This window comes from Pseudomonas sp. SED1, from assembly GCF_034044025.1.
Taxonomy (GTDB): Bacteria; Pseudomonadota; Gammaproteobacteria; order Pseudomonadales; family Pseudomonadaceae; genus Aquipseudomonas.
In genome coordinates, this window is the sequence record NZ_JAXCIS010000102.1 from 75,691 (window position 1) to 101,820 (window position 26,130).

Annotated in this window: 16 protein-coding genes, 1 other RNA gene and 2 pseudogenes; 13 read left to right on the top strand and 6 right to left on the bottom strand. The window is 57.9% G+C overall.

Annotated features, from left to right (window positions below; translation table 11 throughout):
• Positions 1-76: 76 nt before the first annotated feature.
• The 3 genes from SNL23_RS13580 (at position 77) to SNL23_RS13590 (ending at position 2,303) form a co-directional block, all read left to right on the top strand.
• Positions 77-361: a hypothetical protein gene (locus SNL23_RS13580; protein ID WP_003212250.1), complete on the top strand. Its 285-nt coding sequence runs from the start codon at positions 77-79 to the stop codon at positions 359-361.
• 102 nt (positions 362-463) lie between these two features.
• Positions 464-861: a transfer-messenger RNA gene (ssrA, locus tag SNL23_RS13585) on the top strand.
• Positions 862-1,046: 185 nt separating this feature from the next.
• The gene (locus SNL23_RS13590; RefSeq protein ID WP_186765646.1) at positions 1,047-2,303 is read left to right on the top strand and encodes an integrase domain-containing protein; all 1,257 of its coding nucleotides are present in this window, start codon (positions 1,047-1,049) and stop codon (positions 2,301-2,303) included.
• A gap of 166 nt (positions 2,304-2,469) precedes the next feature.
• Here the strand turns inward: SNL23_RS13590 and SNL23_RS13595 are convergent, their stop codons facing one another.
• From SNL23_RS13595 to SNL23_RS13610, 4 genes are read right to left on the bottom strand one after another with little or no spacing between them, the layout of a single operon-like run.
• A complete protein-coding gene (locus SNL23_RS13595; protein WP_186765647.1) occupies positions 2,470-2,739 on the bottom strand; it encodes a hypothetical protein in 270 nt (89 codons plus the stop codon).
• On the bottom strand, positions 2,736-3,716 hold the full coding sequence (locus tag SNL23_RS13600; RefSeq protein ID WP_318302460.1) for an integrase domain-containing protein: 981 nt from the start codon (positions 3,714-3,716) through the stop codon (positions 2,736-2,738). Before SNL23_RS13600 ends, SNL23_RS13595 begins: the two co-directional genes overlap by 4 nt.
• On the bottom strand, positions 3,700-4,053 hold the full coding sequence (locus SNL23_RS13605; RefSeq protein WP_099268129.1) for a hypothetical protein: 354 nt from the start codon (positions 4,051-4,053) through the stop codon (positions 3,700-3,702). Before SNL23_RS13605 ends, SNL23_RS13600 begins: the two co-directional genes overlap by 17 nt.
• Complete coding sequence (locus SNL23_RS13610; protein ID WP_318302461.1) at positions 4,046-5,446, bottom strand: YfjI family protein; 1,401 nt, start codon at positions 5,444-5,446, stop codon at positions 4,046-4,048. The genes SNL23_RS13605 and SNL23_RS13610 overlap by 8 nt, the downstream gene beginning before the upstream one ends.
• A 1,296-nt stretch (positions 5,447-6,742) precedes the next feature.
• Between SNL23_RS13610 and SNL23_RS13615 the strand changes: the two genes are divergently transcribed.
• Genes SNL23_RS13615 through SNL23_RS13625 form a run of 3 tightly spaced genes read left to right on the top strand, consistent with a single transcriptional unit; the run spans position 6,743 to position 13,225 of the window.
• Positions 6,743-8,824: a type I restriction-modification system subunit M gene (locus tag SNL23_RS13615; RefSeq protein WP_318302462.1), complete on the top strand. Its 2,082-nt coding sequence runs from the start codon at positions 6,743-6,745 to the stop codon at positions 8,822-8,824.
• The gene (locus SNL23_RS13620) at positions 8,821-10,002 is read left to right on the top strand and encodes a restriction endonuclease subunit S (protein ID WP_213568853.1); all 1,182 of its coding nucleotides are present in this window, start codon (positions 8,821-8,823) and stop codon (positions 10,000-10,002) included. The genes SNL23_RS13615 and SNL23_RS13620 overlap by 4 nt, the downstream gene beginning before the upstream one ends.
• Entirely contained in the window at positions 9,995-13,225 is a 3,231-nt protein-coding gene (locus SNL23_RS13625; RefSeq protein WP_318302463.1) for a type I restriction endonuclease subunit R, read from the top strand. The genes SNL23_RS13620 and SNL23_RS13625 overlap by 8 nt, the downstream gene beginning before the upstream one ends.
• A gap of 221 nt (positions 13,226-13,446) precedes the next feature.
• Here the strand turns inward: SNL23_RS13625 and SNL23_RS13630 are convergent, their stop codons facing one another.
• Positions 13,447-13,713, bottom strand: coding sequence for a hypothetical protein (locus SNL23_RS13630; RefSeq protein ID WP_318302464.1), 267 nt, complete (start codon positions 13,711-13,713; stop codon positions 13,447-13,449).
• 293 nt (positions 13,714-14,006) lie between these two features.
• Between SNL23_RS13630 and SNL23_RS13635 the strand changes: the two genes are divergently transcribed.
• The 7 genes and pseudogenes from SNL23_RS13635 to SNL23_RS31550 all read left to right on the top strand — a co-directional run.
• Positions 14,007-14,300: a DUF6124 family protein gene (locus SNL23_RS13635; RefSeq protein ID WP_318302465.1), complete on the top strand. Its 294-nt coding sequence runs from the start codon at positions 14,007-14,009 to the stop codon at positions 14,298-14,300.
• A 178-nt stretch (positions 14,301-14,478) separates the two neighbouring features.
• Positions 14,479-15,507: a hypothetical protein gene (locus SNL23_RS13640; protein WP_318302466.1), complete on the top strand. Its 1,029-nt coding sequence runs from the start codon at positions 14,479-14,481 to the stop codon at positions 15,505-15,507.
• Positions 15,508-15,525: 18 nt separating this feature from the next.
• Complete coding sequence (locus SNL23_RS13645; RefSeq protein ID WP_318302479.1) at positions 15,526-16,062, top strand: nucleotidyltransferase family protein; 537 nt, start codon at positions 15,526-15,528, stop codon at positions 16,060-16,062.
• A gap of 111 nt (positions 16,063-16,173) precedes the next feature.
• Positions 16,174-17,631: an ArnT family glycosyltransferase gene (locus tag SNL23_RS13650; protein ID WP_318302467.1), complete on the top strand. Its 1,458-nt coding sequence runs from the start codon at positions 16,174-16,176 to the stop codon at positions 17,629-17,631.
• A 92-nt stretch (positions 17,632-17,723) separates the two neighbouring features.
• On the top strand, positions 17,724-23,477 hold the full coding sequence (locus SNL23_RS13655) for a membrane-targeted effector domain-containing toxin (protein ID WP_318302468.1): 5,754 nt from the start codon (positions 17,724-17,726) through the stop codon (positions 23,475-23,477).
• 217 nt (positions 23,478-23,694) lie between these two features.
• A pseudogene (locus SNL23_RS31545) lies at positions 23,695-24,726 on the top strand (methyl-accepting chemotaxis protein); the annotation flags it as partial.
• Between the two features lie 258 nt (positions 24,727-24,984).
• Positions 24,985-25,581 (top strand): annotated as a pseudogene (locus tag SNL23_RS31550) (methyl-accepting chemotaxis protein); the annotation flags it as partial.
• A 172-nt stretch (positions 25,582-25,753) separates the two neighbouring features.
• Here SNL23_RS31550 and SNL23_RS13665 read toward each other — a convergent pair.
• Positions 25,754-26,122, bottom strand: a complete 369-nt coding sequence (locus SNL23_RS13665) for a glyoxalase superfamily protein (RefSeq protein ID WP_010174227.1) — start codon at positions 26,120-26,122, stop codon at positions 25,754-25,756.
• Positions 26,123-26,130 lie beyond the last annotated feature (8 nt).

A 26,130-nucleotide genomic window follows, 5' to 3' on the forward strand; every position in this document is an offset into this window, starting at 1 on the left:
ACGAGGCTCATCAGTGACCTCGCTGGCTGCACGGAAAACCGGCAGCATCGAGCCCTATTTGCACGAGGAGATACCCATGAAGCGTTCCGCTCTTGCTGGTTTGTTCATTACCGCTGCGATGCTGGCGTCCCCCGCGTTTGCCGCCGGAACAAAAGACGATCTGTGCCAAATCAACCTGGACAAAATCAACAACGGGAAAGCGTTGCTCGCCACCGACACCAGCGGCAAATCTGGCGAAATCGACACCGCCGTTTCCCAAGCCAAGGCAGCCCATGCGGCAGGCGATGACAAAAAATGCATCGAGATCACCTCCAAGGCGCTGCAAAGCCTGCAAGACACGGACAAAGGCGGCAATCAGTAACCCGCTGACTGCTCAGGCCAACCTTCGGGTTGGCCTTCTGTGAGCGATTGGCGTACACTGCACAGGCTTGTCACTCACTAAGAAACAACGAGTTACAAGCACGGGGCCGTTTAGGATTCGACGCCGGTCGCGAAACTTTAGGTGCATGCCGAGTTGGTAACAGAACTCGTAAATCCACTGTTGCAACTTCTTATAGTTGCCAATGACGAAACCTACGGCCAGGAATTCTCTCTCGCTGCGTAAGCAGCTTTAGATCCTGAGCTTCTGGTACCTTCGGGTCCAGCAATCACCAGGGGATGTCTGTAAACCCAAAGTGATTGTCATATAGAACAGAATCGCCGTGCAGTACGTTGTGGACGAATCGGCTAAAACTTACACAACTCGCCCAAAGCACCCTGCCCTTCGGGTCGCTGAGGGTTAACTTAATAGATACGGCTAAGCATGTAGTACCGACAGCGGAGTACTGGCGGACGGGGGTTCAAATCCCCCCGGCTCCACCACTTCAACATCTAAAGACGTCCACGGACGTCTTTTTTTGTGCCTGGAATCCAGCAAATACGGGGGTTTCAGCGCTTGTGGGAGCTTTGGAGAGTTTCTGAGCTCCAGCCGCTTTGGTATCCCAGGTGGTATCCCGAACTGCCAAATGCTATTTTCAGGATACCAAAACGGTGCTGGAGGTAGCCCCATGCCTACTAACGCAACCCGCCTCTCAGATCGCCAGCTCAAGGCGGTCAAGGCAACTGGTAAAGATTTCGTCCTCAGCGACGGCGATGGCTTACAGCTTAGAGTCCGCGCGAGCGGCTCAATGATCTGGAATTTCAATTACCGCGAGCCCCTGACCAGACGCCGTATCAATATGGCGCTTGGTCCCTACCCCGACCTTTCGCTAGCCAACGCCCGGAAGAAAGCCGCAGAGGCGCGTGAGCTGCTCGCTTTGGGCACTGATCCCAAAACCCAGCGTGATGAGGTAAGGCAAGCCAAACTTGCTGAGACTGAACACACTTTCGAGAAGGTGGCCACCGCTTGGTTCGAGCTGAAGAAAGACTCCGTAACCAAAGCCTACGCCGAAGACATTTGGAGATCGCTGACGCTTCATGTATTCCCAAGCATGAAAACAACGCCGCTCTCTCAAATCACTGCTCCGATGGTTATCAAGATCCTTCGTCCAATCGAGGCTAAAGGGAGCCTCGAAACCGTGAAACGATTGAGCCAACGACTCAACGAGATCATGACCTACGGGGTCAATTCCGGGCTGATATTCGCGAACCCCCTCAATGGAATTCGGGCGGTGTTCAAGAAACCCAAGAAAGAGAACATGGCTGCGCTACCACCTGAGGAGCTTCCCGAGCTCATGATGGAAATCGCGAACGCCAGCATCAAGCGCACCACCCGCTGCCTGATCGAATGGCAACTGCATACGATGACCCGCCCTTCCGAAGCAGCCACCACACGATGGGCAGATATCGACTTCGACAAGCGCATTTGGACCATTCCGCCAGAGCGCATGAAAAAGCGCCGGCCGCACACAATCCCTCTTACCGATCAGGCACTTTCGTTACTGGAGACGCTCAAGCAACTCAGCGGTAACCGAGAGTACGTGTTCCCCTCAGATAGAAATCCCCGCACCCATGCCAATAGCCAGACCGCCAACATGGCGCTGAAACGCATGGGCTTTCAGGACCGTCTAGTCAGCCACGGTTTGCGCTCGATGGCGAGCACCATCCTGAATGAGCATGGCTGGGATCCGGAACTGATCGAGGTCGCGCTGGCACATGTCGACAAGGACGAAGTTCGTAGCGCCTACAACCGGGCGGACTACATCGAACGCCGACGGCCGATGATGGCTTGGTGGAGTGAACATATCCAGAAGGCGGCCACCGGCAGCCTGTCGGCATCGGCTATCAATCAAACCAGAGATCGCAACGTCGTACCGATTCGCTGAACATCCAAAAGGTACGCACCACCGGCTACGATCCGTGTGGTGGAATAGGGCGAAAGGAGTGACGACAGTTGCCAGATCTCTGGTATGCCTACGTTTTTTCAGCCAAGCCCCAGAGTATGGGAAGGCTCCGCATTCCCATACTCTGGGGCTCACGCTTAAAGGTCTATCAGGCAACCACGATTTTTGCCTTTCTACGGCGGATCAACCCTGCTGTTAACTCGTAGTAGTAGATGGTAGCTGGAGCTGAGCATCGCAAATAGTGCTCCAGAAACCATCTCACGTGCTTTTCTCTCCAGGACCAGGGAGTGGCGCAACCCCAGCGTTCACGAATCACCTCGTGCATCCTTTCTGCTTGCCTGATGTGCCGCTGCTGCGTGGCATGTGCACCTTTGAGCACGGGGCGCAGGAACAACGCTATGTCGAACTCGGCCGTCATCGCCAGCCTCCGATGTAGGCACTCACCACATCGATGCGGTTATGTCCCAACTCGTAGCTGATCTGCTTACGGGCTTGCTGATCGAGTGCTCGATCCTCCTGATGAACACGACCACCATTAACGGGTGCAGGAAAACCGATTAGGTGCTCATAGCGCTCACAGGCGTAAGCCGCCCGCAGCTCATGAAAACCTTTCAATCCATACTCATGCAGGATGTCCCGTGCCGGTCGCACAACTGCCCGCATAAAGTCTTTGTAGCTTTCGTCGGGCGCCAACAAATTCCGGCTGCCATTGGGTGAGGTCGCGCTGGCCCAATCCAGGGCATCGCGAACTTGATCCGTTACCGCAATCCAGCGCGGTGCCGAGGCCCCTGATCGACCACCTTTGGTGCCATCCTGGATGTTGATCTTGCCCAGTTGCCGACCCTCACGTTGCAGTCGGGGCAGATCGGCCAGGATCGCTTCGCGCAAGCGCATACCAGTCTCACGGGCGAGGAGCACAATGGCACTCACCCTCGATTGCTGACGATCTGACAGAGCCCGCGCGATCAACTCGACCTGCGCACGGTCTTGGCCTTGCGGGGGCTCACCGCGCACGCTTGAACGCTGTAGGCCTAACGCCTTACTCGGACTCGGGATTTTGACGTACTGATCACCGCGCAGCGCGGCCAGCGTGCGGTTGACGCTGGACAGGCGGTTCTGCGCGGTGGCGATGCCGACGTTGCCCTGATCGACCTGCTCCCGCACATAAGTGGCGTACCACATGAGGATGTCACGGTCGATCAGTCGCGCGTCATTCAGCCTCGGTCCTTCCTCGGAACGACACCAATTCACGAAAGCCTGCCACCGATCGCTATGGGCTTTGACGGTAGCAAAATGGCCGTCGCCAAATAGATCCTTCAGTGCTTGCGGTCCGGCATAGCTGAGCTGGCGACCAAAGCCAAAATTACGCCCCGCTCGCTTACCGACCCGAGCCATTTTTCTGTTCCTGATCGACTGCCGCGAGATCATGCAAAAGGGCTCGCCAGTGCGCACTTACAATCGCGAACTGAGCCCAATCAGTCGGGCGAAAACACAGCGTGTTGTCGGTGACGTAAAGATGCGCACCCTCCTCTTTCAACCATTGAATAATGGCTGTCGTAGAGGCGATAGCTTTATGGGTGGTGGCGACACTGGCGACAGCGGCGACAACCCTCGTCCTGCTTGGTTTTGAGCGTGGCGACAAAGTGGCGACAGTAGCGGCGACAAATCGCGCTTTGGGCTCCTTTTGACGCTGTGCCAGATGGTTGCGCAGCGCTTCATCAAGATTAAACATGGCGCACCTCGAAGGTGTGGCCATCGGTGATCAACCACTGATGATCAATCAACTCGACCAGGAGCTTGGCGGCATGACGACTGCTCTTGCGGGCAAAGCGGGGACCGTTGCGATTCAATTCACGAATACTGAAACGCTTCCAATCTTTGACCTGTAGCCATCGCAGCAGCCGGTCTGCCTCCTCTTTTACTCGACACACTGGCTCCTGCTCAGTCAGGCGCTGGATCTCGGTGAGGTAGTAGCCGACTAAAGCGGAGGCCCGTTGGATATGGTCGACCTCCACGACGCTGCTCTCCTCCACAGCTGCAAGAATGCCGGCGACGCGCAGCAGGTTATCGGCGGCCTTTGATCCGCTGGGCCGTACGCGGGCCAGCTCGCCAAACTCCCCCAGCTGAGCTTCGATAGCATCATGCAGATCAATCCAGCGACGGCGGGCCAACGGACTAAGGGTCAGCGGTAATAGCTGCAGGGCACCGTCAGCAGAAAGAGACCAAGGTTGATGAAATAGGCCCGAAAGGCGGCGGTGATATCGCTTTAGGAAGGCGTCTTTGGACAAGTCGACAGCCTGGTAGCTACGTTGCCCGGCTAGACTGGTGGGCCAGGTTATCAAGCAGCGCCCTAGAATGCCTTGCCCCTGCAGCAACGGGTCACTGAGTAACTGCATGGCCAAATACGGTTGCAGCATCAGGTGCAGGCTCAGGCGTCGGTCATAGGCTCGTAGGCTTTCGCCTGCCATAGAGCGAGCACGATCAATCGGGCTACCGTCCCAGAGTGACGACAAGGTCGTGACCGCTTTCAAACGGTTGTCCCTACTCATGGTGCTGCTGCCAAGGAATTGTCCGCCCTCATCACAGAACAGCCCCATGCTCGGCAAGTCATGGCAGAGCCCCTTGACCAGGGCCTCGATCGTCGGGTCCGTGGTGATCAGCCTAGGGGCCGAAGGCTCCGCCTCAAGCGGTACGCTGTTTGTGGGGGAGGGATCAGCAGGCTTGATACGCTGCGCCTGCCGTTGTGCGGCACGGTACAAGGCGAGTTGTTCGCGGTAGCGCTTCCACTGTTCACGCTCCCATTGCCGTGCAGGCAGCAATGCACATCGGTCTGTCGCCGTTTTGCGATCACCGGACGCAGCCACCGTGATCAGGTACAGCGACAGCGGATAACTGCGTCCGTCGAGCTGTAAGCCCGCATGGCCTTGAGTGGCCAGCGCCGAGGCAGCCAACACCGATTGCGCAGCAAGCGCCTGCGGCACGCCGATGACTTCGGCCATGCGCTCTACCGCAGGCCCAAGAATCCCACCCAGTGCCTGCACTGGATAAGGCTGGGCCACGGGATTCGACTCAATCAGCGGTCGAGGCGGTCGTGGTAGTTCAAGCTTCGGATCTAACTGCTGCATGGGCCCTCTCCTCGTCTATTGCTGGTTGTCCTCACGTAGTCCCGCCACGGCTGTTGAGTGTTATCAGGGATCAAGGCCCCTGCGGCCTGTGAGGTGTTCACTGACGCGGAACGAACGGCTCCTTACGACCGGGAGCGAGGGCATAGCCCCATGAATCTGGCCTCCTTAGACGCATCAGAAAATGCGGGCGGGTGGAGGCTGCGCCGACTGACGAGTTCGGCACCTGGAGATCCTGGGTGGGAGAAGGCAACAACATCGACACCTGGCGCATGCCTGACTGTCAGTCAGGTGCGGCCCTTCCATGGCTGCGGCACCGGTGCCTGCGTCGTTGCGGATGGCGGCAAATCGGGTTTGTCACGCCGGTTGTCACGAGGAGAGCTGCGGCAATACCCTGTACGACGTGGCTTGCAGCAGTGGTGCGAGCGTCCGTCTCTTTCCAGAAGAAAGAGACGGACGCAGTCTGGCGCAGCGAGGTGCGTCGAGAGGTGAGGTTGCTGCAGCGCAGCGAGGAGGGTCCATCGTCTGCCGCAGTGGACAGATAAGTCAAGTAGGCATCCATCACTCTTGGGGAGTGACCGTGCGAGCCGCCGGACGCTAATCGCACTTCGGGAGAACCACCACATAAGTGGCGTAGCCTTGAAGGTTTTGGCTACCTGGGCAGGTGCTGTCAACGACAGCGATCCGTGCGCCAATTTTTATACCCACTCCAAAAGGCGGTCAAGCGTCGTGGCCAAAGCTTGCAAAAAGTGGCGACTGTCGCCGCTTTTGTCGCCACGCTCCAGGCCACGGCTCGCATTGGTTGTCGCCGGTGTCGCCGGTGTCGCCACACCTCCATATATCGCCCCAAGAGAAGATCCGTTATGACACTGGAGCGGCACCTCGCTAGATAGAGATCGCGGGCAATTTACCGACGCGTCAACGACGGCGTGGCGCCGATTGATATGTAAAATGGGGTGATGAAATTGAGGTGGCTTTGAAAAATGCTAGTGAACCCTCCGATCGGCGCGATCAAAGATCGCTGGATCGTAGGGTTTAGCGGGAAAAGCAAATCTCAAACGTCAGATAGAGCCTCACGGGAACAGACTGAACGAACTGTCCGAGTAGCGTTGTTCTGCGGTCAGGTTCGAGGTGTCTAATCCGTATGTCCGCAGTAACCAGCGCGTCTGACCTCCGTATTTCTGCGTTAGCTCGTGATTGAATAATGCAATAGTGCGTTTTGGCTGGCACACGCTCGCGGAACTTGGAATACTCCTGTCCATAGTGCGTAGCCCACCTTGAATCTCTAAAGCAGAACCCATGACCAAAGAGCAGTTACAGAAACTCGAAGCCGATCTCTGGCGCGCCGCCGACAATCTGCGCGCCAACTCCGACCTCAAGGCCAGCGAATACTCCACCCCGGTACTGGGACTGATCTTCCTAAAGTTCGCGGACAACAAGTTCAAGCAGCATGAGAAGGCGATCCACCGCGACTTCCTCGCCTACAAAGACACGCGCCTAGAGAAATCCCTTGCCGATATCGCCATCGAGAAGTGCGGCTTCTACCTTCCCGACCACGCCCGCTACGACTACCTGCTCAACCTAGAAGACAGCAAGGACATCGCCAAGGCCATCAATGAGGCAATGAAAGCCATCGAGGAGTACAAGCCCGAGCTACAGGGCGTGCTGCCTCAGGATGAATATTTCCGCCTCACCCGCTCGGCGCAGAACAAGGGCATCCCCAAGGAACTGCTACGTACCTTCAACGACATTCCACAGAATGCCACTGGCGATATCTTTGGCCAGATATACGAATACTTTCTCGCAGAGTTCGCCCTCTCTGAAGGCCAGGGTGGCGGCGAGTTTTTCACCCCGCGCTCGGTGGTCAAACTAATGGTGGAAATCATCGAACCTCACGGCGGCAAGGTCTACGACCCGGCTTGCGGCTCGGCGGGTATGTTTGTGCAGTCTGCGCAATTTATCGCGCAACACCGTGCTGATGCGCGTCACGGTGATGACAGCAATATTTACGTATACGGCCAAGAAAAGACGCTGGAAACCGTCAAGCTGGCCAAGATGAACCTGGCGGTCAATGGCCTCCGGGGCACCATCATACAGGCCAACAGCTACTACGAAGACCCGCACAGCAGCTTCGGCCAGTTCGATTATGTAATGGCCAATCCACCATTCAACGTCGACGACGTATCTCTGGCCACGGTTGAAAACGATCGTCGCTTCAACACCTACGGCATCCCACGCAATAAATCCAAAGCAAAGAAGGGCGAAGAAGGCAAGGAAACTGTACCCAACGGCAACTACCTGTGGATCAACCTGTTCGCAACGTCACTCAAGCCAAAGGGCCGTGCCGCGCTGGTGATGGCTAACTCGGCTTCCGATGCCCGCCACTCCGAGGCGGAAATTCGTCAAGCGCTGGTCGAAAACAACCTGATCTACGGCATGCTTAGCCTGCCTTCGAACCTTTTCTACACCGTCACCCTGCCGGCCACGCTGTGGTTCTTCGACAAGGCAAAGCAGGACCGGCGCATACTGTTTATCGACGCGCGCAATATCTTCACCCATCTGACCCGCTCTCTGCGTGAGCTGAATGACGAGCAAGTGCAGAACATCGCCATCATAAGCAAATTACACCGAGGTCAGCGTGATGAGTTCGTGCACCTGGTAGACGGCTACTTCGCAGCCGGCGTGGCACGCTTAGTGGAAAACCAGCCGCATATTCAGCCATTGTCCGACCAACTATTGGATCTGCTGCAGGAAGCCGAAGGCCGTGCAGCGGTGCAAGCCCTGCGCGAACAATGGGTCGAACTGAAACCACTACAGGATGCCTATGCCACCTACCAGACCAAGCACCTGCGCGATGCCGAGGTGCATGGTAAAAACCAGGCCCAGCATGCCCTACGCGAAACTTTCGACCCCTTCTTTGCTGGCTTGCATGCCAACCTCAGGCGATTGGACAAGGCCGTGCGTCAGCACGAGAAACGCCTGACCGAAGCCGCCAAAGCAGAAGGCAAGCGCGGCAGTACAGACCGCGAAACGAAAGCGCTGAAAACCGCTCTGGAAAAACTTCATGGCGAAGTACAAGGCGCGGAAACCTATTTCCAACATATCCACTGGCTACAGGAGCGCTTCCCCGCCGCTCAATACGAAGACGTGACAGGCCTGTGCAAACTGGCCACCCCGGAAGAAGTGAAAGAGCAGGACTACTCACTCAACCCCGGTCGCTATGTTGGCGTAGTGATTGAGGAAGACGGCAAGACCGAGGAAGAATTTATCGACGGCCTGCTGGCAATGAACGATGAGCTGAATCGTCTCAATGGCGAGGCCCGCGATTTGGAGGCCGTGATCGCCCATAACATCCGCCAGCTGAGTGGCGAGTCCGTATGAGTCAGTTCGTTGAGAAAAAGCTGGGCGATTTGCTGACTTTCCAGCGTGGCTTTGACATCACTAAAAGTGAACAGCAGGAAGGAAATATTCCGATAGTTTCTTCTTCGGGCATCTCCAGCTTTCACAACCACTCTAAAGCGAATGCGCCTGGCGTAGTGATTGGCCGCAAAGGCTCTTTAGGGACTGTGCACTACCTCAATACTAACTACTGGCCTCACGACACGACGCTTTGGGTAAAAGACTTCAAAGGTAATGAGCCAAGATTCATCTATTATTTTTTGCAGACCTTGCATCTTGAGAATTTTGATGTCGGATCGTCCAACCCCACGCTAAACCGGAATCACCTCCACAAAATAAGAGTGCTTTTCCCAGAGGAACAACAGAAAAAAATTGCTGCCGTTCTCTCAACCTACGATGACTTGATCGAAAACAATCGCCGCCGTATCGCGCTCTTGGAACAGATGGCCGAGGAGCTTTACCGCGAATGGTTTGTGCGATTCCGTTTTCCGGGGTATCAGCAGGCAAAGAGTGAGAAGGGGTTGCCTGTGGATTGGAAGCGGACGGGGCTCGGCTCTCTCGGAACATACCTCAATGGCTATGCATTCAAACCGTCCGACCTGTCTCTAGCCGGTATTCCGGTCATTAAAATCAAGGAAATAAACGGCGGGGTTACGGCTGAAACTCCACGAAACAGTGGTGAATCCGTTGCCAAGAGATACCACTTCGATGATGGGTCTATTATTTTTTCGTGGTCAGCGACCTTGGCCGTAAAGGTGTGGGACCAAGGACCAGGGCTCTTGAACCAGCATTTGTTCAAAGTTGCACCCGCCGAAGGAATTCCCACCAGTTTTTTATATTTCTCAATCAAGTTCTGCCTGCCCATTTTTGATTCGCTAACCACGGGTTCAACGATGAAGCACATCAAGCGCAAAGAGCTTGATGCAGTCAAAATTGGTTTGCCAGGCAATGCCATTCTCGAAGAGTTCGATAGATCGGCCTCCAAGCTTCTACAAAAAAAACTAAAACTCTCAAAGGCAAACCAACTCTTAGTCGAAGTCAGGAATCAACTTTTGACCCGTCTGATCTCCGGCAAGCTCCCTATTGACCAACTGGATATCCAATTTCCCCCCAGCATGCGCGAGGCCGCCGCGGCCCGACAGGAAGTAGCCCATGCCTAATCTGTTTTCCGAGGATGATATCGAGCGCACCCTGCTGGCGCGGCTGCAAGAGCAATACGGTTATGAAGTGCTCAACTGCATGACCGCGCAGTCAGCCGACTTGCAGGACGGTTCCGGCCGCCGCGACAAGCGCGAGGTAATACTCGGCGATAGATTGCAGACAGCCGCCCGGCGGCTAAACCCAGGGATACCCGATGCAGTGCTGGAACAGGCCTTGGCGAAATTTGCCGAGCGCCGCCAGGCCATGACCCTGGTGGCCGCCAACCGCGAATTGGACGCTCTGCTGCGCGACGGCATCGCCGTGCGTTACCAGCAGGACGGCCAGTGGCAGCAGGAGCAGCTACGGCTGATCGACTTCGCCGAGGCGAGTAATAACGACTTTCTTGCCGTAACCCAGCTGTGGATCAAGGGCGTCAACGACAAGTATTTCCGCCCGGATGTGCTGCTCTGCGTAAATGGCATTCCGCTGGTATTTATCGAGCTGAAAAACTCCAATATCCCGCTGCGCAATGCCTACGACGACAACCTGGTACGTTATCGCCAGAGCATTCCGCAGTTGTTCCTCACCAACGCGTTCTGCGTACTCAGCAATGCCCTGGAAACACGCGTTGGCAGCCTAACCGCCGAATGGGAGCATTTTTTCAGTTGGTTGCGGGTGGACGATGAGAAGGAAAAGCTCGACCGCGCGCAAATCAAGGAGCAGGGCACCAGCATCGAGCGGGTGATCGACGGCCTTTTCGCCCCCGAACGGCTGCTGGACTACTTAGAAAACTACGTGCTGTTCCACAAGCAGACGCAGAAGATCATCGCCCAGAACCATCAATTTATCGGCGTCAACCGTGCCTTCATGCGCTTCCAGCAGCGCAAGACGCTGCGCGGCAAACTCGGCGTGTTCTGGCACACCCAGGGCTCGGGCAAGAGCTTTTCGATGATCTTCTATGCCCGCAAGATTCTGCGCAAACTGCCGGGGCACTTCACCTTTTTGGTGGTCACCGACCGTGACGACCTCGATGGGCAGATCTTCCGCAACTTTCTCAACACCGACACGGTGCAGCGCCACGAAGCCGCCCGGCCGAAAAACAGCGAAGAGCTGCGTGCATTTCTCGGCCAGACCAAGCGCCTAGTCTTCACCCTGATCCAAAAATTCCGCTACGACAAAGGCAAGGCCTACCCGCTGCTATCGGCGCGTGACGATATCGTGGTGATCGTCGACGAAGCACACCGTACCCAGTACAAGACCCTGGCGGAAAACATGCGCGCCGGTCTGCCCCAAGCCAACTTCGTCGCCTTTACCGGCACCCCGTTGCTGGGTCGCGAGCGCAAGACCAACCAGTGGTTTGGCGATTACGTGTCCGAATACAACTTCCAGCAGTCAATGGACGACGGCGCCACCGTGCCGCTGTTCTACCAGAAACGCGTGCCCGAAGTGCTGATTCAGAACGACGACCTCAGCGAGGAGTTCTATCAGATTCTCGAAGAGGAAAACCTCGACGAGGCACAGCAGGAAAAGCTCGAACGCCAGTTCGCCCAGGAAATACAGGTGATCAAGCGTGACGACCGCATGGAGACAATCGCCCGCGACATAGTCTACCACTTCCCGCGCCGGGGTTACTTGGGCAAGGGCATCGTCATCGCCGTGGACAAGTTCACGGCGGTAAAGCTGTACGACAAGGTGCAGCGGCTGTGGAAGGAAGAACTGAAGGCTCTGCGCAAGAGGATCAAAGAAACCCCCAACGAGGTGGAAAAGGCTCGGCTGAAAAAAATCGTCATCTATATGCATGCTGTGCAGATGGCTGTCGTAATCAGTGAGGAAGCAGGCGAGGAGGAGAAGTTCAAGCTGCAGGGCCTGGAAGCCGTCCGCCATCGCCAGCGTATCAATGCGCTGGATGAGCACGGCCATGATATCGAGCACAACTTCAAAGACCCCGAACATTCGCTGCAACTGGTATTCGTCTGTGCCATGTGGCTGACCGGCTTCGATGCGCCCACCGTTTCGACCCTGTACCTTGATAAGCCGATGAAGGGGCACACCCTGATGCAGACCATCGCCCGCGCCAATAGGGTAACCTCGCACCAGATAAATGGCATCCCCAAACGCAACGGGGAAATCGTCGATTATTACAACGTCTTCCGCAATATGAAGCAGGCGTTAAAGGACTATGCTCAAGGCGAAGAAGGTACCGACGAACCGCCTGTGCAAGATAAAAGTGTATTGCGTGGGCTACTGGACGATGCGATTGCCGAAGGCCTAGGTTACTGCCGCGAGCGTGGGATCATCTTGGAAGAAGTGTTGGGTCGTAAGGAGATCTTCAAGAACCTCGGTCGTTTCAACGAGTTCGCCGACATCCTGCTCGGCAACGAGGAGTGGAGGAAGACCTTCAACGTGTACCAGAACACCATCGTCGCCCTATACGAGGCGTGCAAGCCGGAAATCCTAGGTAACCAATTAGTACGCGTGGTGGCAGCCTTCGATTACCTGCGCGGAGTGATCGACAGCCTGGTCGAACAGGTAGATATCAACCGGGTAACACGGCGCATCGACGAACTGCTGGACGAGAGCGTGGTGGTGGATAATGCCGAAGCCTTTCATCAACAAGAACCACAGGGCGTTTACCAGATTGTGCGCAAGGGCCGCACCTGGGACCTGAGCAAGATCGACTTTGACAAGCTGCGGGAAGAGTTCAAACAGACTGTGTACAAGAACATCGAAATAGCAGATCTGCGTGGCTTTTTGGAGCAAAAGATCGCGCAGATGCTAGCTGTGAATAAAACTCGCAGCGACTTTGCTCAGCGCCTACAGGAAATCATTGATCGTTACAACGCTGGCGGTTCGGCCACCGAGGATTACCACGAAGAGCTGCTGCGTTATCTGGAAGCGCTAAGCGTCGAAGACGACCGACATATTCGCGAAGGGCTGAGTGAGGATGAACTGGAACTGTTCGACCTACTGAAGAAGGACAGCATGACCCAAGATGAAACCCAGAAGGTTAAGCTGGCTGCCAAGTCGCTCCTGCAACGCTTGCTAGACGGCCAGCCTAAGGTATTGGTGCAAGATTGGTTCAAGGATGGCCAGACCCAGCGCATCGTCCGTACAGTCGTTGAGCAAGTGCTCGATAACAACCTGCCAGACAGCTACAACCGGGCGATCTTCAAGGAAAAGTGCAACAACGTATTCGAGCTGATACTCGATTATGCGAGTCAAGGCAGGAAGTGGGCGGCATAAAATTTTGCACTTTAGATAGACAGCTATACACCTTGTCTTGCTGTAAAGGGGTGGCTGGCTATCTAAGCTCCTAAACTCGTCAGCGTTGTTCGCTATGGCTTGTAAAGCGTTCTTCTTTGGGCACTGGAAACAAGGGAAAGACCCTATCGCCGAACGTCAACTTTTTACCGTTTTATGCCTCTCGTCATCGGCAGATATGCGCCGTTAACTGCCTACCATGGTTAAGAAGTATGCTGGTCAACTCCGATGCATTCAGTGGTCAGATCGAAATGCAAACGGGCGACCAATTTCGCACGGTATTCCAGTTGGTATTCCAGCCAAAAACAAAAAACAATATTAACCTTATAAGTCAACAGCCTACTTAACAGATTCAAATTACCCCGGCCCACCAAATACAAAGCACCACCAAAACCCGCCTCGTGCGGGTTTTGCTGTTTCTGTGCTCCTGGAAACACACCGCCGAATAGCCCTTCGGATTTTTCCCGCAAGACATCGCGCCCTTGGTGAACTGGTGCTCATCAATCGACACGACTAGCCTTGAAACGTCGCTGCAAAATCAGCGACCGGGTTTAGCAGCTCGGTTAATATCAAGGCATGCAATGCCACCATCCGTTCAAGCGAAGCACCTTGCGTCCGCTTGTCCGCGTTATGGCGGCTGTGCGTGGGGCACTTTCGAGTGCGCTGGGTTCCTTGATTCCTGGTCTGCTAACCCGCGTACGGTCGCCACCCTTTTCGTTTAGCAGCGATGTCTGGCGACTCCACCAATCAAGGAGTTGCACTCATGAAAAAGAACAGTCCCAATCCTCCGAGCCCGGACCAATCCTGCACGGATATCTTCTGCATCGCTCAAGGCATCGACCCCGAAACCCTGCTCGTACAGGCCTGCGAAACCCTCGCCTCGCTAAACGCGCTCACTACTGACCTGGCTTTCGAGCTTGATGGCGCCTTTCGCCATAAACTTTTGGCCACCCAGCAATTAAGCGTTTTGGGTGAGTTGCTGGTAACGCGCGCACTGGACATTCTTGTGCCAACGGCAGACTCGAAACTGCAGGGAAGGACGGCGTCCAAGTATTAAAAATAGCGACCCAGCAGGAAATCGCCAAAAAGTAACCAAAGGGTGAGCGGGCTATTTTCTTCGAAAATTAATCCGTCACCTTTTTCTATTGGGGATGGTTGTGATACTTCTCCATCCCGTACCCAGCACAGCTCCACCCGAATTCGCCTCTATCAGACAACCGGAAGTCCGATACCTCATGTTCAAGCCCTGTTTATTCCTGGCCCTCGCCACGCTCTCCACGCTCGCCAACGCCGACCTCGCAGGGGTCTGGCAAGGCACGCTCGGCAAGACGCCGATCACCGCCTGTTTCAACGCCGCGCCCAACACCGGCGGCAGTTACTATTACCAGCGATTCCTGACACCGATCCAGCTCACCCAGGAAACACCCGATGCTCCCTGGGCCGAAGAAGGCAACAGCGGTGTCTGGCAATTGGAGGCGCCACAAGGCGAATCGCTCAAGGGCGTCTGGAGCAAAACCAAGGGCGGCAATCCACTGCCCCTGGCATTGCAGCGCGTGGCAACGCCGCCCGAAGGTTGTGCCAGCGATGCGTATAACGCTCCCATGGAAGCCGCGCCCCTACCGGTCAATACGCAGAAGCAATCCTTCGCCGGGCACAGCTACCAGCTAAAGACCCAAGGCGCCCAGGTGACGCTCAAGCTTGAGGGCGATAGCCCGGCGATTCAGAAGATCAACCGGCAGTTGGCGAGCCTGGCCGTCAGCGCTGAGGATCAAGCCGACTACTTCAGCGAACGACGGGAATACCTGGGACGCAACGGTGCAGCCTATACCAGCGAAATCATCGTCGAACCCACGTATTGGTCATCCCAGTGGATCACCGTCAGGTTTTACCGATGGGCCGCCGGCACGGGCGCCAGGGGTATCAGTTGGGGGCTGCATTCCTGGAACCTGCAAACCGGTGAAAGCGTCGATCCATGGACTTGGCTCGGCGGGCACCAGGAATGGTATGACGCTTACTCCGGCCATCTGAAACTGCCCGCCACATTCAGCGCATGGCTGGAGAAGCAAACCACCACCGATGAAGGTTGCCCGGCGGTCACCAGTTACTCGAGCTTCGACCTGAGCTTCGACACTCAAGGCATGAAGCTGTCGACGCCGGCCAATGGCGACGGTTGCGACAATGACCTGAGCTTCACCTGGGAGCAGTTGGAGCCTGTTTTGTCGGCCAAGGGTAAAGCCGCACTTGCCAGCCTGAAGATGCCTTGAGTGCATAACCATCACGCGATGGTGCAGATGCTGATCGGCGGCGATCCTTTGCGCTGGCGTTTGCTGGACGTCGTCCGCGCCCTCGCGCTCCCCGACTGCTGGATCGGCGCCGGCTTCGTCCGTAACGCCGTGTGGGATCACCTGCACGGGCGCCCGCTATCGGCACCGTCTGGCGACGTCGACGTGCTGTGGTTTGACGCCTCCTGTACAGACCCCAACGAAGACCGCCGCCTCGAAGCCCTGCTGCGCGCAGCAGAACCCTCCATCGACTGGTCCGTAAAAAACCAGGCCCGCATGCACCTGCGAAACGGCGATGCGCCCTATCGCGACGCCAGCGATGCCATGCGCTTCTGGCCGGAGACCGCCACCGCAGTCGCCGTCAGAAGAACCGCAGCGGACGTATGCGAAGTTTCAGCGCCACTTGGCCTGGAGGACTTGTTCAATCTGCAACTCAGACCCACACACCGCTTTGTCGAAGAGAAACACGCCATTTACCAACAACGCATCACCTCCAAAGGCTGGCTAAACCACTGGCCACTGCTGAAACAACCCTGACCCTACAAAAACCTCACATTCATTCACGAATTATTAAGAATCGCCCTCGTATACTCGCCGATCGCCCGGACTGTTCCCCCGAACAGCCCCCTGCCCCGGTAGCCAGAATCCATGACGCGTTCCGCTCCTCTGCTGCTCCTGCTCGCTGCGCTGTTGTTTTTCTTTGCCCTTGGCAATCACGAGTTGCAAGGCTCGACCGAGGCCCGTGTGGCCGGGATCGCCATGGCCATGCACCTGGATAACGATTGGGTGGTGCCGCGATTGTTCCGTGAACCCTTCCTGGAAAAACCGCCGCTGAGCCTGTGGCTCGACGCCGGGGCGATCCGGCTGTTTGGCGGCACCACTTGGGCAGTGCGCCTGGCATCGGCCTTTGCCGGGCTGTTCAGTGTGATGCTGCTGTACGGGATGCTGCGCAAGTTTGGCCGGCCCAAGACCCTGGCGTTTGTCGCGGCGCTGATGCTGGCGACCATGGCCAGTTACTGGAGCAACGTGCGCGGTGTGGGTGAAGACTCGCTGCTCTCCCTCGGGGTCACCATGGCGCTGCTGGCGTTCTATCAGGCCAACCGCCCCGAGTCGGAGCGCGACCGTTCCAACCTGGGCACCTGGTTGCTGTTCACCTTCGGGATGGTCATTGCCACGCTGAGTAAAGGTGTTCTAGGCCTGGCCATGCCGGGCGTCGTGATCTTCGTCTATCTGGCCAGCACCAGCCTGATGGATAAACGGTTCAAGCTCGGCGACTGGATCAAACCCGGGCTGTTCACGCTTCTGGCGCTGGTGCCGCTGATGATCTGGCTGGGTTTCCTGTACCAGCGCGACGGGCTGCAAGCGGTACGTGAAGTGCTGCTGACCAACAGCGTCGGGCGCTTCAGCGGTTCGTTTGTCGAAGCCGGTCACTACGAGCCGTTCTATTACTACATCGTCAAATTGCCCGAAGCCTTTTTGCCGTGGAATATCCTGGTGTACCTGGGGCTGTGGCACTTCCGTAAAAGCCTGGTGCGCAACCGCTACCGGCTGTTTTTCAGCCTATGGCTGGTGGCGCAGTTCACCCTGCTGACACTCGCCTCCAGCAAGCGCACGGTTTACTTGATGGCATTGACGCCCGCCGCGGCAGTGCTGGCCGCCGAGTATGGCGGTGTCTTGCTGGGCTGGCTGAAAAGTCGCGGGCAGGTTTCCAACATCGCCGAACACGTTTATGAGCATCGCCGTGGGCTGGTGGGCGGCTTTTTCACCGTCGTGGTTGCCTGCTACCTGATTGCCGCTTTCTGGTTCGCTCCCAAGGCCGATGTGCGTCAGTCGTTTGTGCCGGTGATCAGCCAGATCCAGGCCATGCAGGCGCAAGGCAAAGAGGTGGTGCTGTACCAGGCGAACGAACGAATCGCCGGCGCCGGAGTGTTTTACATGCAGGGTTATTTGACGATCCTGCAGACGCCGGAGGAGCTCAAGCGCTACCTCGCGGCCAAGCCCGGCAACGTGGCATTGGTGGACAATACTGACCGGCTGAACGTACCGGTGACGGTGGTCAAGGAGATGGCGATCAACCGTCAGCCGTACTATTTCGTCGAGCAGTGATGAAAGAGGTGTGGAGCACGAGTAACTAACTACCGCCATCCACACCGCAAGACTGCGCACCCTCAGGGCTCAATCAACCCTGAGGACCGGCCATGCCCGCCCAGCCCCCTGAAACAACATCGCTAGCCCCCGAACAACTGAACAACTACCTGCTGCAAATCGGTCATCGTTTGCAGGTTTTCCCCAATGGCCAAGCGCCCTCAGCGCAGTCCTCTGCCGAGTTGCTGGCGGTGCAGGTGCTGCACGCAGCGCTGGCAGAGGAAAGCCGCTGGGTCCTGCAGAACGCACAAGTGCATTACACCCTGCCCCGCGACTGGGTGATCCAGGGCGAGCCGGGCCTGTTGAACCGCACGCGCATCAGCCTGGCATTGCACAAGAAGTTGGCCTCCCTGGAAATCGAACGGCGGCCCAACGGCCATTTGCGCAAGAACTGGATACTCGACAGCCACCAGCAGATGCTGGAGGCCGAGGTCAAATTGAAGGTTGCCGATCGCCTGCTCAACCCCGGTGACCAACAGTTGGTGATGAACATCGTCAGCGGCCCCGAGCTTCGTCCGGGGATCCATCGCCTGACCTTTCGCTACCGTCAACAAACCATCGAGTTCGCCGGGGCGTTTGTCCTCACCCGCAGCCAGGCAGCGGTCACCCACCTGGAGACGGAAGACGGCGATGTGGTGCTGTTCACCCCCTCCAGAGGCCTGGAAGCCTTCACCTCGCTCAAGCATCTGGACCGCACGTTGCGAGAGCGCATGGGCCAGGCGGCCTGGCGCCAGGAGCTGTTGCAGCACCTGCCGCGCCGCCACCAGCATCTGCATACCGCCAGTATCTGGCCCCTGGTGCTGAGCCCTGTCGACAGCGTCCCGCTGAACGAACACACCTACAGCGCCCTGCAGGAAAAACAGCGCCAGGACATCGCGTTTTCCCTTGGCCTGGACGGTCATCCAGCGCCGACAGACGTCGCCCAAATGGCTCTCGAACTGGACCGGGCGCTGCGCAATTCACCGTGGCACCTGACGTCTCGCCTGGAGTTGCGCGCGCAGCAGTTGCTCGAAAAACTGCTGCTCCAATCCGCCCCCGACTGGTACCGCAGCGCCAGCGAGGCACAGCGCAGCACCCTCGCCGCGCACTTGCGCACCTATGAACATCTCAGCCTGCAAGTCCTTGCGCGGCTAGGCCCGGCGGCCTCGCCCGAGGCTATGGCGCGTGTGCAATTGCTTGAGCACCTGGATGAAGACCTGGATATCCAGGGCCTGATCCCCGAGCAGCTGCAAATCAGCACTGAGCGCACCCTGAAGTCAGGCAACTCGTACCGTCAGTACAACAACCTGGTGCAACTGGCGGTACGTGGCTTGCACCGTGGAGATGAACACGCCGACTCCGCGTTTCTCAAACACACCCAACTGACCTACGCCCAGCAGTCACTACCGCCCGAGTTCCAGGACATAACACCTGCCTACCTGGCCGACCTGCTGGCCAGGGTACAACCGAGCCTCAACTTCGCCGAAGAACAAAAGCGGGCCCATAGTTTCCCCGCGGTGCAGGAAGCCATGCAGCAAATGCTCGACAGCCGTCTGCACGCGCTGGCCTACTGTGCATCGTTGCAAAACCACATCAGTGCTGACGACTACGTACTGCTCCAGACTCTGAGTGAAGGCCCCTCACTCACACTCACCGCCTGCTGCCTGTTCCTGCACAAGGCACCGCTCAAAGACCTCTGGGTCCTGCGCCAGACCGATGCAACGGGCGCTGTAAAACGCTTGCTGCTGTGCACGCCTCACGCGCCGCGCGCCGAACAGTTCCAGGCCTTTGGCAGCGAGCGGGAATTGCAGGCGCATATCCTCGGCTGGAGCCAGGAGGTGACGTCCGCTCCAGGCTCGCGCAGCATGAAAGACTACCTGCTTGAACAAGTGGTAAGCCGGATCCGGCCCAAATACAGCGCGATGCTTTCCGCTTTGGGTTTTATCCCGGCCAACCGCGATTACTTGATGATCAGTTTCGGAGCGCCTTCGACCTATGAAGCCTGCCTGGTGGAAATGAGCACCACGACGCTGGCCATGCAGGCCGATGAATACCTGCATCAGATGCCCAATTGGCTGAGCCAGGCTTCAGCGGCTGACCGACAGAAACTCGCCGACCTCAAGGAACAGGCGCTGGGCGCTGCACAGGCCTACGGCGCAAGCCCGGGTAGCCCGCAACAGTTTCCCGACTTCGACCGTTACTTGCACAAGGCGGCAAAAACCGCACTCAACCAACTGCTGGGTAATCCGACCCCCGCGGTAGACCCAAACCTGGTGGGCGTAATCACCCCGCGCGAACGCGTCAGCTACACCACGCTGTACCGCAATGGTTATGACGCCAGCCTGGGTTTTATCAACCCTGACGCCAGCACCACCGCACAGTTCAAGGGACCGCCCGGCGTCGACCTGAGTCGACTCACCGCGCAAACGGTGAGCAACTCGGTAAGGGGCATCTGGGTCGGCGATCGTTACGTCGCCGAGGTCGAGAAAACCCTGCTGGACCCGCAACATGCCAGCTATGGCTGGCACCGTGGGATGGCCCTGGAAGTCACCCAATTGCACATGCGAGTCGCCGCGCTGGAGTGTTGCCTGCAAGGCTACCTGGCATCGGCCGACCTGGTCTGGCTGGAAAAGAGCATCGACAGTCTGGCCGACAACAGCAATGCCGTGCGCAACCTGTATCGCCTTTACCCACTCCACATCAGCGGCCAAGTGATCGATGGCTGCTACCTGTTCCACCACGCCAACAACCTGCCCTTGCTCTACACCCCCAACGCGCCCGACGGTATCGCCTTCAGGCCGCAACGGGAGTTCAACGAGCGCCTGAAAAACCTTGAGGGCATGGATACCTACTACATCAGCCGGGTTGCCAGCGTTGAACGCGCGGCGTTCGAACCCAAGTTGCAAGCATTGGTGACCGGCCTGCCAGCACAGCTCAAGGGGGTTTACTCCAAGCCCGTATTCGACGAAGTGCCCCGCACCGCACTGCCACTCAAAGACCTGCATTATCACAGCTACGACAAGCCACTGCGCCATCGTATCGATAAAGTCAAAAACACCACGTCCGGGCGCCTGCAGATGATCGTGGAACTGGTCAGCGTCATCGGCGAAATCACCATTGCCGTGCTCACCGCTCCCTTCCCGGCCCTGAGCCTGGCCTTGGGCGGCTTGCTGGTGTTCAAGGATTCAATGCTCGCGCTGCATGCCTATAGCCGCAACCAGACTGCCGTCGCACTGGGCCACTACCTGGGAGCGCTGCTCAATGCCGGCGGGGCGTTGTTGACCGACCTGCGGCCACTGTTGTTCGCGCCCACCCGGCTCATCCGCCCGCCGCTGCGCCATATCGCTCGTGCCCCCAAGGAGCAGCAGGCAATCACCCTGATCAAGCAACTGCAACCGCAATCCCCGGTACCTCAGGGCATGCAGCCCGTGCTGTTGGGCGGCGACAACCTATGGGCCTCACATACCCCGGACAGCCTGGGACGATTCCTGCTGTTTCGCTATGACACCACCAGCGGGCAGCTGCGCTCCACTGGCAAGCTGGTGAGCCAGACAGCGGATGGCCAGTGGCAACGCTCTGGTGTCATCGGTGGCATGCCAGGCCCTGAAAGGCTCGGGCAGCCCTACGAGTTGTCGGAAAAATATCGCACGAACGTAGCGGCCGTCATCGCCCCCGAAGACAGGTCGGCGCTGTTCTTGCAGATCGCCTTCCTGGATCGTGACCTTAATACCCACAGCATCTGGATCTCGCGCCGGCAACTCGACCCGGCACTCAGGCAACACCTGGACAACGTCAAGGCGCTGACGGATGACGCCGACGCTTTTTTTGCTCGTTTGCCGGCCGTGGTTCCCCGGGCCGAAACCTTGAACCCCGCGCCAGACATTGCGGTGCGCGACCTGCTCAAGCTGCTGATCGATGACGCGCACAACCTGGTGGTGGGCGAGGCACCGTTTTCCACCGTAGCTAAACAGGTGCTGATCGAAAACATGCAGTACCTGCGCGAACTCGACGTGACGGTCCTCTATATCGAACCGCTGTGGCGCGACATTCATCATCTGAAAACCCACTCACGGTTTTCCAGTGGCTTCTCCAAACGGGCCGAGGGCCAGCTCAAATCCATCGACAAGGAAAATTACCGCGACCCCGAAGGGTTGCACGGCCACTGGATGCTGGTAAAAACCGCGCAACAGCACGGGATTGAGGTCCGGTCGTTGAATGCCTCTAGCTCCTACGACCTGGAAAACACCCTGTGCCTGGTTGATTCACGCCCGGCCCCGATTCGCTCCACCCGCCTGACCAACTTTTACTCCCACACGATCATTAACGACGACCAAACCAAAAAACCGGGCGAACGCTGGATAGCATTGGTTGATCAAAAACGCATGAGCACCTATCGCGGTACGCCGGGCCTGGCCGACCTGCAAAAGAGCATTGCCCTGCGGGTCGATGATGCCTTCGAGCAACCTACCCAAGTCATTGCGGATGTGGCGGGCGGCATTCCGGGTGATGTATTGGCCAAGGCTGATCTGAAGCTGTCTTTGAGCAGCGCCGGCCGGGTCGCCGCACCCGCGCAGCGCCCAGGGCCCTGGGTGGAACGCTCGCACTCGTTACGGCCAACCCGCCCTCTTCCTGCCGAAGCGCCGCGCCACTTCAGCACCTTTGACCTGCCACAGGAACACCTGAGCCTGATCAGCGATGAAATCACCCTGCCAATGGGCACGCGTGATGCGCTCTTCGCTACTGCCTACCGGGAGACCGCCAGCAGCCGTCGAGCAGCGCAAACCACTTTCGACCAGACCCGCACAAAACTTCGGGCCCAGGCCCAGGCGTTTTTTACCGAACACACACCGCCTGCGCGGGTGGTAGTCCCCCCGGTCGAAGCCGCTCTGGATGAGGCGAGGTTTATCGACCAACTGCTGGACATTGCCGATGGCCTGGTGGTCGGCGAAGCGCACTCCAGTACGTCAAGTAAAGGCTTCCTTAGCCGGCACATGGAATACCTGAAAGGCCAGCGCGAGGTAAAAACCCTGTACATGGAGCAACTCACCACCGAGTTGCATCAGGCCGATCTGGATATCGTCCACAGCCTGGGCTTTATGCCAGATGAGCTATGGAGCTACCTCAACGCATTGGACAAAGGCCACGGCGTACCGGCCGACAACCCCTATAGCTTTGTCAGCCTGGTACAGGTGGCGATGAAACATAACGTTCGGATCCGTGCACTCGATTGTGTCGCCAGTTTGCGGGTGGACGGCATGACCGCCTCCAGAACATCAATGTTCAACTACTTCGCGACCCAGGTGATACGCGCCGACCAGCTTCAACACGGGCCACACAAGTGGGTTGCACTGGTCGGTGAGACGCATCTCAACACTCATCGTGGCGTACCGGGCATTGCCGACCTCAACAAGGGTATCAGCGTACTACTGGACGACGTGCCTCCAGGCTCGGCCACAGGTTTTTTGCGCGAACCCGCAGCAGTGCTGGCCATGACACGCGAGCAGCAATGGCCATTGGTGCGCTACGACTTCAAGAAAAACGTCGAAGTCGCCGGTGCGCCATTGCCGCAACCTGTCGTGCCCGCGTTAACGCTCAGCCTCGAACAACGCCTTCGGCGCAAAGGCGATTACCTGCTTCAGCGCACGCTGGACGACGGGTTGGAGATGGTTCATAAAAACCGCGACGGCGTCCTGGTCCACACTGCGTTGCAGCAGGACGCCAGGGGTCACTTCGTCAATCGCTGGAACCTGGATGACCGCCGCTTCATCAGCAGGGAAGCGTTGATCGACATCATCACAACCATCAAAAAAATGCGCCAAGTCCAATGACCCTCGTACCGCCCTCTGCATGAGGGCGGCGCGACCGCTCGTCGCTCACGGTCCATAAATCTTCCCCTCACGAAAAAACCGTTTCAGCTCTCGCCAGGGCTGCCGATACCTCCTGACTACCCATCGGCTGGTCGCTACTTCCAGCAACCGGATGTACCCGCAAATCTGTTCCTGGAGGAATGCGATGAATAGTTGGTTCGGCAACATCAGCGTCAACATGAAACTGGGCCTGGGCTTCGGCCTGGTACTGGTACTCACCTCGATCCTCGCGCTCACCGGCTGGACCAGCCTGGGCGGCCTGATCGACCGCAGCAACTGGATGAGCGACATCACCCAGCTCAACGCTTCGCTGACCAAACTGCGAATCGTGCGCCTGCAATACATGTTGGCCAACGGCGACGAAGCCGTGGCGCAAAACGTGCAGACCAACCTCGACGGTTTTGTCGCCCAGCAACAGAAGCTGCTGGACAGCTTCAAGAGCCCGGACAACCTCAAGCTGCTCAATGAGCAAAAAGCGATCATCACCGCCTACCAGCAGTCCTTGAACAAAATGCGCGAGGCCTACCGCAACGGTAACGCCGCGCGCCAGGTCATGGGTGACAAGGCTGACATCGCCAACGCGCAGATCAGTGCCCTGGACTCCAGCGTGCGCCAGATGCCTGAGAGCACCGAACGCTTCGCTCAGTTCGAGGCCGTGAACACCGCCAAGGAACAGTTCCAGTTGGCCCGCTACGAAGTGCGCGGCTACACCGGCAACGTCAACGCCGAGACTGAAGCCCGTGCCGCCGCGCAGATCGAGAAAGCCATCGATGGTTTGAAAGGCCTGCATGCGGTGTTCGGCGCCAGCCAACAGACCGCCCTGAGCTCACTGGAAACCGCCCTCGGCGCCTATCGCAGCGCCGTCCAGAACTACAAGGCAGCCAACGCCAACATCGTCTCGGCCCGGGCAGAAATGACTACCCAGGGCACCGACATCGTCACCATCAGCGACAAGCTGTACGACATCCAACTGCAACGCCGCGACGCCGAAAGCGCCCAGGCCCGCAGCCTGCAACTGATCAGCACATTGCTGGCATTGCTGGTGGGTATCGTGGCTGCCGTGATCATCACCCGCCAGATCACCCGCCCATTGCGCGAGACCCTCGCCGTGGTGGAGCGCATCGCTTCCGGCGACCTTAGCCACAACATCCAGGTGACCCGCCGCGACGAACTCGGCGTGTTGCAACAAGGCATCCAGCGCATGGGCACCACCCTGCGTGAATTGATCAGCGGCATCCGCGACGGCGTGACCCAGATCGCCGCTGCCGCCGAAGAGCTGTCGGCCGTGACCGAACAGACCAGCGCCGGGGTCAACAGCCAGAAGATCGAGACCGATCAAGTAGCCACCGCCATGCACGAAATGACCGCCACCGTGCAGGAAGTCGCCCGTAACGCCGAACAAGCCTCTCAGGCTGCCTCGGCCGCCGACGGCGAAGCCCGCGCCGGTGACAAGGTGGTGGCCGAAGCCATCGCCCAGATCGAACGTTTGGCAGCCGAAGTGGCGCGCTCCACCGACGCCATGACTCACCTGCAACAAGAGAGCAACAAGATCGGCAGCGTGATGGACGTGATCAAGGCCGTGGCCGAACAGACCAACCTGCTGGCACTCAACGCCGCCATCGAAGCGGCTCGTGCCGGTGAAGCCGGTCGGGGTTTTGCCGTGGTCGCCGACGAAGTCCGTGGCCTGGCCCAGCGCACCCAGAAATCCACCGAAGAAATCGAAGGCCTGGTGGCCGGTTTGCAGAACGGCACCCAGCAAGTGGCTGCCGTGATGAACAACAGCCGCAGCCTCACCGACAGCAGCGTCGAACTGACGCGCAAGGCCGGTGTATCACTGGAAAACATCACCCGTACGGTGTCGAACATCCAGTCGATGAACCAGCAGATTGCTGCCGCCGCCGAACAGCAGAGCGCCGTGGCGGAAGAGATCAGCCGCAGTATCGTGAACGTGCGGGACGTGTCGGAGCAGACGGCGGCAGCCAGCGATGAGACGGCCAAGTCGAGTGTGGAACTGGCACGTTTGGGCGGGCAGTTGCAGCAGATGGTCAGCCATTTCCGGGTGTAAACACACCTTCAACGCAAGCACCCTCAAACTGTGGCGAGGGAGCTTGCTCCCGTTGGGCCGCGAAGCGGCTCCAGCCCAAACAACCGAGACCGTTCAGGTAAACCCGGCGCCTGGTTTTGGGGCTGCTGCGCAGCCCAACGGGAGCAAGCTCCCTCGCCACATTAGAACGGGTTTAAACCGCTACTTCTTCAACAAACACCAACCGGTTCCCCGACGGGTCGCTGATGCTCATCTCGCGACTGCCCCATGGCGTGTCTTCAATCCCCGGCTTGGCATTGCGGTAATTCTTGGCCAGCAACTGTTGCTGGTACGCTTCCAGCCCTTGGGCCTGAATCCGCACCGCCGCACCCGGCGTGCAGTCGCCATGGTGCTCGGACAGGTGCAGCACGCATTCCCCCAGCGACACCTGCAGGTACAGCGGAAAGTTGTCTTCAAACCGGTGCTGCCAATCGACCTTGAACCCCAGGAAGTCGACGTAGAACTCCAGTGTCCTGGCCTCGTCGAAACTGCGCAAAATGGGGGTGACTTTTCCTAAGTGCATGGCGATTG